Here is an 8,418-nt window from a genome sequence, read left to right on the forward strand (position 1 = left end):
GGCTGTAAATCACGCCCCTTCCACGCGCGCCAGCCAGTCCGCGCCCGCCGGCGACAGGGCCGCCAGGCGGGCCATGCGGCCGTCGCCGTGCAGGCGCAGGGCGACGGCCAGATCCGGCGCGGGCAACGCCGCGGCGCCGCGCTCGGGCCACTCCACCAGCCACAGGCCCGCCTGCCCCGCGAGTTCGTCCAGGCCGAGGAAGTCGAGTTCCCCCGCGTCGCCGATCCGGTAGAGATCGAGGTGCGCGGCCTCGTCGCCGCCCTCCAGCGGGTAGCGCTCGACCAGGGTGTAGGTTGGGCTGCGGATGGTGCCGGTCACGCCCAGCGCGCGCAGCAGCGCGCGCGCCAGCGTGGACTTCCCGGCACCGAGGTCGCCTTCCAGGTGCACCACGGCGCGTGCGGGACGGTGCCGTGCGAGGGTCGCGCCGAGCGCCGCGGTGGCCTCGGCATCGGGCAGGAAGCGTTCGAGCGCGTTCATGGGTTGGCAAGCCTGCGGAGAGTGGGAAGCAGATCGCTCGCGGCGAGGCCGCGTTCGCCGTCGGCCGCGGCGAGGTCCGCCGCCGCCGCATGCAGCAGCGCGCCGCAGGAGGCCGCCTCGAAGGCGTCCAGCCCCTGTCCGCGCAGGGCGGCGATCACGCCCGTCAGCACGTCGCCCATGCCGCCGCTGCCCATGCCGGGGTTGCCCGCCGCCACCACCCGCGGCGTCCGGCCCGGCGCCGCGACGAGGCTGCCGCTGCCCTTCAGCACCACCACGCTGCCGTAGCGCTCGGCGAGCGCCGCGGCCGCGGCGAAGCGGTCGGCCTGCACCTCGGCGGTGCCGATGCCGAGCAGGCGCGCGGCCTCGCCCGGATGCGGGGTCAGCACCGCATCGTCGAGACGCCGCGGCGCCTCCGCGAGCAGGTTCAGCGCATCGGCGTCCACCACCAGGGGACGGCCCGCCGCGAGTGCGCGGGCGAACCACGCACGCCCCCAGGCGCCGCGGCCGAGGCCCGGCCCGACGGCCACCACGTCCGCGCGAGTCAGGAGGTCGGGCGCGGCATCCGGCGCGTCCGCCGCGTGCGCCATGATCTCCGGCTGCTGCGCGAGCAGGGCCGGGACGTGTTCGCGCCGGGTCAGGCCGCTGACGAGGCCCGCCCCCGAGCGCAGCGCCGCCCGCAGGCACAGCGCCAGCGCGCCGCCGGTCCCGTGGTCGCCGCCGATCGCGAGCACGTGCCCGTGGTCGCCCTTGTGCGCGTCGCGCGGCCGCGGCGCCAGCCAGTGCCCGAGCTCGGGCGCGGCGATGCAGCGCGCGGCGTTCTCCAGCTCCGGGAGCAGGTCGGGCAGGTCCAGGCGCTCGCAGTACACGGTACCGGCGAGCGCGGGCCCGCGACCGGTGCGCAGGCCGCGCTTGGGGAGCAGGAATTCGACCGTCGCGTCCGCACGCACCGCCGCGCCCGGCGCGGCGCCGGTGTCCGCGTCCAGGCCCGACGGCACGTCGAGGGCCAGCACCGGTCGGCCCGCGGCGTTCATCGCCGCGATCAGGGCGGCGGCCTCGTCGCGCGGTGCCCGCGTCAGCCCGATGCCGAACAGCGCGTCCACGATCAGGTCCGCGTCCGCCGGAAGCGCACCGTCGAACGCCCTCCGCGGTCCGTCCCAGGCGCGCCAGGCCGCTTCGGCGGCCTCGCCGCGCGGCTGCGTCCCCGCAGGAACCAGGACCGTCGCCTCGCGTCCCGCGGCATGGGCCAGCGCCGCCAGCAGGTGGCCGTCGCCACCGTTGTTGCCGCCGCCGCAGACCACGAGCAGACGGCCCGCGTCCGGCCAGCGCGCCTGCAGGTGCCGCCACGCCGCCGCGGCGGCGCGCTGCATCAGGACAGGTTCGGCGACCACGTCGCGCGAGGCACGTTCGAGCGCGCGGAGGTCGGCTGTGCGGTAGAGAGGCTGGCCGCGAAACATCGGTGGATTCTAGAGCGTGTATCCCGTTGGGATGGATGCGTGGGTCGTCAGCGATGAGGAGCCGGCATTGCGGGCGCGAGCCTCGGGGCGGGACGCGGCCTGTCTCGACCATCCGAGGCCGCTTCGCAGCGCGCCGAAAGCACACGACGCGCTCCCGGGCGGACGGCGCGCCCGGTGGCGGATGCGGGGCCGCCTCACCCGCGGGCACGTGGTTTTCCTACCCCCGACCGCCGACGCCGCCGGTCGGCAGCACGGCTGCCCCTGCCCAGGCTGGCGGCATGCCGAGTCTTCCGTCCACGCTGCGCACGCGCTCCCGCGGAGCCATGGTCTTGCTCTTGCGGGTGGCCGCGCTGCTGGCCATCGTCTGTGGCATCGAGGACACCGATGCCGCCTGTCCGGACTGGACGCCGGAGCGCGCCCGCGCGGAACACGCCGCCCTGGTCGAACGCCTGCAGGCCTGGGATGTCGCCTACCACGCCGACGGCACTGCCTTGGTCGACGACGCCACCTACGACCAGGCGCGCGAGCGCGAGACGGCCTGGCGCACCTGCTTCCACCTGGATGCGCCACCCGGGCCGCTGGCCGCGGCCACGGGACCGCTGCGCCATCCCTACCGCCAGCGCGGCCTGCGCAAGGGCGGCGATGGTGAGGTCGCGGCCTTCCTCGCGCGGCACGGCGCGGTCTGGATGCTGCCCAAGGTCGACGGCGTGGCGGTCACCCTCGTCTATCGCGACGGCGAACTCGCCCGCGCCATCAGCCGCGGCGACGGAACCGCGGGGCTCGACTGGAGCGCGCACGTGCGCGAGCTGGCACGCATACCTCGGCGCCTCGACCGGGCACCGCCGGTGCTGGTCGTGCAGGGCGAGCTCTATTGGCATGCGCCCGGCCACGTGCAGGCGCAGCTGGGCAGCGCCGGCCACCGCGGCCGAGTCGCCGGCGCCCTCGCGCGCACGGAACTCGATGCGGAGGCGCGCGGGCACATCGGCCTGTTCGTCTGGGACTGGCCGGCCGGCCCGCACGGCGTCGAGGCGCGCCTGCACGCCCTGGCAGACCTCGGCTTTCCCGAGGCCGCGGCCCATGCCGTCCGCGTGCGCGATAGCGCCCAGGCGCAGCGGCAGCGTGCAGCGTGGCTGCAGGGACCGCTGCCCTTCGCCACCGACGGCGTGGTGCTGCGCTCCGACCGTCGCGCCGCGGTCGCCCCGGACGATCCGCTGCCGCCGGCGGACGCGCTGGCCTGGAAGCACCCTGCCACGCAGGCGCTGGCGACAGTGCGCGCCATGGATTTCCCCATCGGCCGCACCGGACGCATCACACCACGGCTCGAGCTCGAGCCGGTGGAACTGGACGGACGCAGCATCCGGCGCGTGTCGCTGGGCTCGCTGGCGCGCTGGCAGGCCCTCGACGTGCTCCCGGGCGACACGGTGGTGGTGTCGCTCGCCGGCGGCACCAGTCCCCGACTGGAGCGCGTGGCCTGGCGAGCGACGCTGCGCGGGACCGTCGTGGCGCCGGATCCGGCAGCGCACCACATGCTCAGCTGCTTTCGGCCGACCCCGGGTTGCGGGGAGCAGTTCCTGGCACGCGCGGAATGGCTCGGACGGCAGCTCGGCCTGCGCGGGATCGGGCGCGGGACCTGGGCGGCGGCAGTCGGAAGCGGCGCACTGGGCAACCTCGTCGACTGGCTGGCATGGAGCGGGACGAGCGCACCGCCGAATCCTGGCGCGCGCCTCGCGGCGGTGGCACCCGTGGCGCGGACCCGAGGGCTGGATGTCTGGCTGCGCGCCCTCGGAGCACCACCCGGCTTCGATGCGGATGCAGGCGATTTCGCGTCGCGCGCGACCCGCGACGCGGCGGCCTGGGAACGCCTGCCCGGGATCGGCCCCGGCCGTGCGCGTGCGCTCGAAGCCTTCTTCGCGCATCCCGAGCTGCAGGCGGCCGCGGCGGCGCTCGGCGGGTTCGGGATTGCAGGGTTTCCGGCTCCCGCCGTGCAGCCCGAGGACGCCGGCACGACCGCCCTTGCGGGCGGAGCGGGCGTGGGTCGGTAGCGACCGGCGGCGCAAGGTCGGCGGCCCGTCGCCCTTCCGCGACCTGAAGATGCGCGCGCCGAGCCATCGGCGCGCCGCCTGGATGGCTCAGCCGCGCGCGCGGATGGCGTCGATCAGCGCGGCGGTGACGGGATCGAGCGGGCCGGTGAGTTCGCCCGCCAGCGCCGGCAGCAGATCGCCCGCGATCTTCTTGCCCAGCTCCACGCCCCACTGGTCGAAGGCGTTGATGCCCCACAGCACCGACTGCGCATAGACGCTGTGCTCGTACAGCGCGATCAGGCCGCCGAGGCTCTCCGGGGTCAGCGCATCCAGCAGCAGCAGCGTGGACGGCCGCCCGCCCGGATACACCTTCTGCGGGTCGTCGACGTCGGCACCGTTGGCGAAGGCCTCGGTCTGCGCGAGCAGGTTGGCGAGCAGCGCGCGGTGGTTGTCGGCGAAGGGATGCGACGGCCGCGCCACGCCGATGAAGTCGGCAGGGACGATGTCGGTCCCCTGGTGCAGGGCCTGGAAGAAGCTGTGCTGCGAATTGGTGCCCGCGCCGCCCCACAGCACCGGCACGGTGGCGTGGTCGATGGCGCTGCCGTCGGCGGCGACGCGCTTGCCCAGGCTCTCCATCACCAGTTGCTGCAGGTAGGCCGGCAGCAGGGCCAGGCGCTCGTCGTAGGGCAGCACGGCGTGGGTCGGATAGCCCAGGCCGTTGCGGTTCCAGACGCCGTGCAGGGCATGCTGGACCGGCAGGTTGTCCTCGACCGGCGCCTCCAGCACGTGCGCGTCCATGGCCGCGGCGCCGGCCAGGAGCGCCTCGAAGCCCTCCATGCCGATGGCCAGCGCGATCGAGAACCCGACCGCCGACCACAGCGAATAGCGCCCGCCGACCCAGTCCCACATCGGCAGCACCCGCTCGGCGGCGACGCCGAAGGCCTCGGCCCTGGGCACGTTGGCGCTGACCGCGTAGAGGCGCCCGGCGCCACCGAGCCAGTCGCGCAGCACGGCGCCGTTGAGCAGGGTCTCCTGGGTGCCGAAGCTCTTGGACACGAGGATCGCCGCGGTGCGCTCGGGATCGAGCCCCGCGAGCAGGCGCTGGGCGGCGCTGCCGTCGACGTTGCTCAGGAAGTGCAGGCGGAAGCGGCCGGTGCCGAACTCCGCCAGGGCGTCGACCACCAGGCGCGGGCCGAGGTCGGAGCCGCCGATGCCGACGTTGACCACGTCGGTGACCTCGGAGGCCTCGAGCGCCGCGACCAGCGCACGCATGCGCTCGCGGGCCTGCACGGCCTGCGCATGCGCGGCGCGCGCGGTATCGCTCGTCCCCAGGTCCGAACGCAGTGCGCTGTGCAGCGCCGGCCGGCGCTCCGAGGCGTTCACCATCTCGCCGTCGAACAGGCGCCGGAAGGCCGGTACCAGGCCCGCGGCGTCCGCCAGCGCGTGCAGCGCCGCACGCGCGTCGCCGTCGAGCTTCTGGCGCGCGAGGCTCATGCCGATCGGGCCGGCGCGCAGCATGCGCGCCGCACGGCCGGGCTCGGCCTGGACGAGGTCGGGAATCCGTGCGGCGGCGAGCCGCGCGGCGTGGGGTGCCAGTGCCGCCAGCGCGGCGGACATCAGGCGGCCTGCGCCGGGATGACGTCGTTGGTGTGCGTCATCCGGTTCTCGCCGTCCACGTACACGAGCTTCGGCTTGAACTCCGCCGCCTCGCTCTCGCTCATGCCGGCATAGGCGCAGATGATGACGAGATCGCCCACCTCGGCCTGGTGCGCGGCGGCGCCGTTGACCGAGATGACGCCGCTGCCGGCCTCGGCGCGGATCGCGTAGGTGGCGAACCGCTTGCCGTTGTTGATGTTGTAGATCTCGATCCGCTCGTACTCGCGGATGCCGCTGAGCTCCAGCAGGTTCGCGTCGATCGCGCAGGAGCCCTCGTAGTGCAGCTCGGCGTGGGTGACCGAGGCGCGGTGGATCTTGCCCTTGAGCAGGGTCAGCTGCATGGCGTGCTCCGGATGGCGATGAAACGCAGGCTGGGGTAGCCGCATAGTCTAGGAATGCATACCGCACCGCCGCAAATGGGAGCGCGAAGGGCGGCTTGCAAGGCCCAGGCCCCGTTCAGGCTGCGGCTCAGAGCAGCAGGTTGTCGATCAGGCGCGTGCGCCCCAGTCGGGCCGCGACCAGGGCCACCACGCCGCCGTCGTCGAGCGACGCGGCCGGCGCCAGGTCGTCCGCCCGCCGCAGCGCCACGTAGTCCACCTCGAAGCCGGCGGCGGCCAGGCGGCGGTGCGCCTCGGCCTCGATCTCTGCCAGCGGAACGCGGCGTTGCGCGGCCTCGCGCACGAACTGCAGGGTGCGGTGGATCTCCGGCGCCCGCGCCCGCTCCTCCGCGGAGAGGTACTGGTTGCGCGAGCTCAGCGCCAGCCCGTCGGGCTCCCGCTGCGTCTCCGCGGCGAGGATGGAAACCGGCAGCGAGAGGTCGCGCACCAGGTACTCGATGACCCGCACCTGCTGGAAATCCTTGCGGCCGAACACGGCCACGTCCGGCTGCACCATGTTGAGCAGCCGCAGCACCACGGTGGCCACGCCGTCGAAGTGCCCGGGGCGGTGGGCGCCGTCGAGCACGTCGCTGAGCCCGGGCACCCGCACCCGCACGCAGCGCTCGGGCCCGAACGGGTACATCTGCTCGACAGACGGCAGCAGCAGCAGGTCGCAGCCCGCGTCGGCGAGGCCGACCGCGTCGGCGTCCGGCGTGCGCGGGTAGCGCTCGAAGTCCTCGTTCGGCCCGAACTGCGTGGGATTGACGAACACGCTGGCGACCACGCGGTCGGCCTGGCGGCGCGCCAGCGCCACCAGCGAGAAGTGCCCGGCGTGCAGGTTGCCCATCGTGGGGACGAAGGCGACGCGCTCGCCGGCGCGCTTCCAGCCGCCGACGGCGGCACGCAGGTCGGACACGGTGCGGACGGTGAGCATCGGGAATCCTCGGGGAGCGGGTCGTGCTTCGGGAGTGTGGGCTGCGGGCGGACGGCGCCGGTCCCGGCGGCGGCTCAGGCGTAGGCGTGCTCGGGGCCCGGGAAGCTGCCGTCGCGCACGGCGGCGACATAGGCCTCCACCGCGCCGCGGATGGAACCGCCCCCGGCGAGGAAGTCCTTGACGAAGCGCGGGCGCCGCGCGCCCAGGCCGAGCAGGTCGTGCAGCACGAGGATCTGGCCGTCGCACGCCGCCCCTGCGCCGATGCCGATGGTGGCGACCGGTACGTCCGCGGTGATCTCCGCCGCCAGCGCCGAGGGCACGCATTCGAGCACCAGCGCCTCGGCACCGGCCTCCGCCACGGCGCACGCATCCTGCCGCAGCCGCGCCGCCGCCTCGGCCTCGCGGCCCTGGACGCGATAGCCGCCCAGGCGCAGCACCGACTGCGGCGTCAGGCCCAGGTGGGCGCAGACCGGGATCTCGCGCTCGACGAGGAAGCGGATCGTTTCCAGCTTCGGTCCCGCGCCCTCGATCTTCACCATCGCCGCGCCGGCCTGGAGCAGGCGCGTGGCCGCATCGAGCGCACGCTCGGGCGTGGCGTCGGCCTGGAACGGCAGGTCCGCCATCAGCAGGGGCGCGTGCAGCGCGCGGGCGACGCAGGCGGTGTGGTAGGCGACGTCGGCCACCGTCACCGGCAGGGTGCTGGACTGCCCCTGCACCACCATGCCCAGCGAGTCGCCGACCAGGACGACGTCGATGCCGCCCTCCTCCAGCGCGGTCGCGAAGCCGGCGTCGTAGCAGGTCAGCGCGGCGATCCGCCGCCCCTCCGCCTTGAAGCCGCGCAGCTGGGGAACGGTCACGGGCTTGCGCGCGGATGCGGCTGCGGTGTCTGCGTACATGGCTGGGGCTCCTCGGCGAGGGCGGCTATGGTCCGGTCGCCGACGGCGACGACGCAAGCGGCGCGCCCGCCTCGACCGCAACGATGCCGTCCTGCCCGAGTGCATCGCGCAGCGCCTCCACCCTGCCCTGCCCCGGCAGCAGCAGCCCGGGCGCGACCTCGGCCAGCGGCACCAGCACGAAGGCGCGCTGGTGGATGCGCGGATGCGGCAGGGTCAGGCGCGGCGTGTCGATGCTGCGCTCGCCGTAGGTGAGCAGGTCGAGATCGAGCGTGCGCGGCCCCCAGCGCAGGGCATCCGCGCCTCGGTCGCGCCCGTGCGCGCGCTCGATGTCGAGCAGGGCGTCCAGCAGCGCCTCGGGCGCGAGCGCGGTGTCGAGCGCGGCCACGGCGTTGAGGAAGGGCGGCTGCGCCGTCTCGCCCCAGGGCGGCGTGCGGTAGCGGCGCGATACCGCCGCCACCCGCGTGTCCGCCAGGGTGTCGAGCATGTGCAGCGCGGAGTCGAAGCTCGCCGCCACGTCGCCCAGGTTGCCGCCGAGGCCGACGTGCGCGCGCACCCTCACGGGGCCGGCGCCGGTGCGCCCTCGCCGCGGCCGCGCCGCCGGCG

The 8,418-nt window shown here is 75.1% G+C and carries 8 protein-coding genes; 1 reads left to right on the forward strand and 7 read right to left on the reverse strand.

Going from position 1 to position 8,418, the window contains the following annotated elements; genetic code table 11:
• Nucleotides 1–9 precede the first annotated feature (9 nt).
• Together tsaE and ACFO3Q_RS10545 are read right to left on the reverse strand one after the other, a co-directional pair.
• Nucleotides 10–477, reverse strand: a complete 468-nt coding sequence (gene tsaE / locus ACFO3Q_RS10540; protein ID WP_377004633.1) for a tRNA (adenosine(37)-N6)-threonylcarbamoyltransferase complex ATPase subunit type 1 TsaE — start codon at nucleotides 475–477, stop codon at nucleotides 10–12.
• Complete coding sequence (locus tag ACFO3Q_RS10545) at nucleotides 474–1,931, reverse strand: NAD(P)H-hydrate dehydratase (RefSeq protein ID WP_377004634.1); 1,458 nt, start codon at nucleotides 1,929–1,931, stop codon at nucleotides 474–476. Before ACFO3Q_RS10545 ends, tsaE begins: the two co-directional genes overlap by 4 nt.
• A 323-nt stretch (nucleotides 1,932–2,254) precedes the next feature.
• On the opposite strand from ACFO3Q_RS10545, the gene ligB reads away from it, so the two are divergent.
• Nucleotides 2,255–3,973 (forward strand): NAD-dependent DNA ligase LigB, encoded by a 1,719-nt coding sequence (gene ligB / locus ACFO3Q_RS10550; protein ID WP_377004635.1) that lies wholly within the window; start codon nucleotides 2,255–2,257, stop codon nucleotides 3,971–3,973.
• A gap of 87 nt (nucleotides 3,974–4,060) precedes the next feature.
• On the opposite strand, the gene pgi is transcribed toward ligB, so the two are convergent.
• The 5 genes from pgi to folK form a co-directional block, all read right to left on the reverse strand.
• Nucleotides 4,061–5,569 (reverse strand): glucose-6-phosphate isomerase, encoded by a 1,509-nt coding sequence (gene pgi / locus ACFO3Q_RS10555; RefSeq protein WP_377004636.1) that lies wholly within the window; start codon nucleotides 5,567–5,569, stop codon nucleotides 4,061–4,063.
• Nucleotides 5,569–5,949 (reverse strand): aspartate 1-decarboxylase, encoded by a 381-nt coding sequence (panD, locus tag ACFO3Q_RS10560; RefSeq protein ID WP_377004637.1) that lies wholly within the window; start codon nucleotides 5,947–5,949, stop codon nucleotides 5,569–5,571. The genes pgi and panD overlap by 1 nt, the downstream gene beginning before the upstream one ends.
• Before the next feature lie 127 nt (nucleotides 5,950–6,076).
• Nucleotides 6,077–6,919, reverse strand: coding sequence for a pantoate--beta-alanine ligase (panC, locus tag ACFO3Q_RS10565; RefSeq protein ID WP_377004638.1), 843 nt, complete (start codon nucleotides 6,917–6,919; stop codon nucleotides 6,077–6,079).
• A gap of 74 nt (nucleotides 6,920–6,993) precedes the next feature.
• Nucleotides 6,994–7,815 carry a 3-methyl-2-oxobutanoate hydroxymethyltransferase gene (gene panB / locus ACFO3Q_RS10570; RefSeq protein ID WP_377004639.1) on the reverse strand — a complete coding sequence of 274 codons (822 nt, stop codon included), beginning with the start codon at nucleotides 7,813–7,815 and terminating at the stop codon, nucleotides 6,994–6,996.
• A 25-nt stretch (nucleotides 7,816–7,840) separates the two neighbouring features.
• Nucleotides 7,841–8,368, reverse strand: coding sequence for a 2-amino-4-hydroxy-6-hydroxymethyldihydropteridine diphosphokinase (folK, locus tag ACFO3Q_RS10575; RefSeq protein WP_377004665.1), 528 nt, complete (start codon nucleotides 8,366–8,368; stop codon nucleotides 7,841–7,843).
• Nucleotides 8,369–8,418 lie beyond the last annotated feature (50 nt).

The sequence above is a fragment of the Coralloluteibacterium thermophilum genome (assembly GCF_042654365.1).
Lineage (GTDB): Bacteria > Pseudomonadota > Gammaproteobacteria > Xanthomonadales > Xanthomonadaceae > Coralloluteibacterium > Coralloluteibacterium thermophilum.

Excerpts from the sequence above, each read along its gene's own strand:
- tsaE (WP_377004633.1), bottom strand. The coding sequence starts at position 477 with ATGAACGCGCTCGAACGCTTCCTGCCCGATGCCGAGGCCACCGCGGCG.
- ligB (WP_377004635.1), top strand. The coding sequence starts at position 2,255 with ATGGTCTTGCTCTTGCGGGTGGCCGCGCTGCTGGCCATCGTCTGTGGC.
- panB (WP_377004639.1), bottom strand. The coding sequence starts at position 7,815 with ATGTACGCAGACACCGCAGCCGCATCCGCGCGCAAGCCCGTGACCGTT.
- panD (WP_377004637.1), bottom strand. The coding sequence starts at position 5,949 with ATGCAGCTGACCCTGCTCAAGGGCAAGATCCACCGCGCCTCGGTCACC.
- ACFO3Q_RS10545 (WP_377004634.1), bottom strand. The coding sequence starts at position 1,931 with ATGTTTCGCGGCCAGCCTCTCTACCGCACAGCCGACCTCCGCGCGCTC.
- pgi (WP_377004636.1), bottom strand. The coding sequence starts at position 5,569 with ATGTCCGCCGCGCTGGCGGCACTGGCACCCCACGCCGCGCGGCTCGCC.
- panC (WP_377004638.1), bottom strand. The coding sequence starts at position 6,919 with ATGCTCACCGTCCGCACCGTGTCCGACCTGCGTGCCGCCGTCGGCGGC.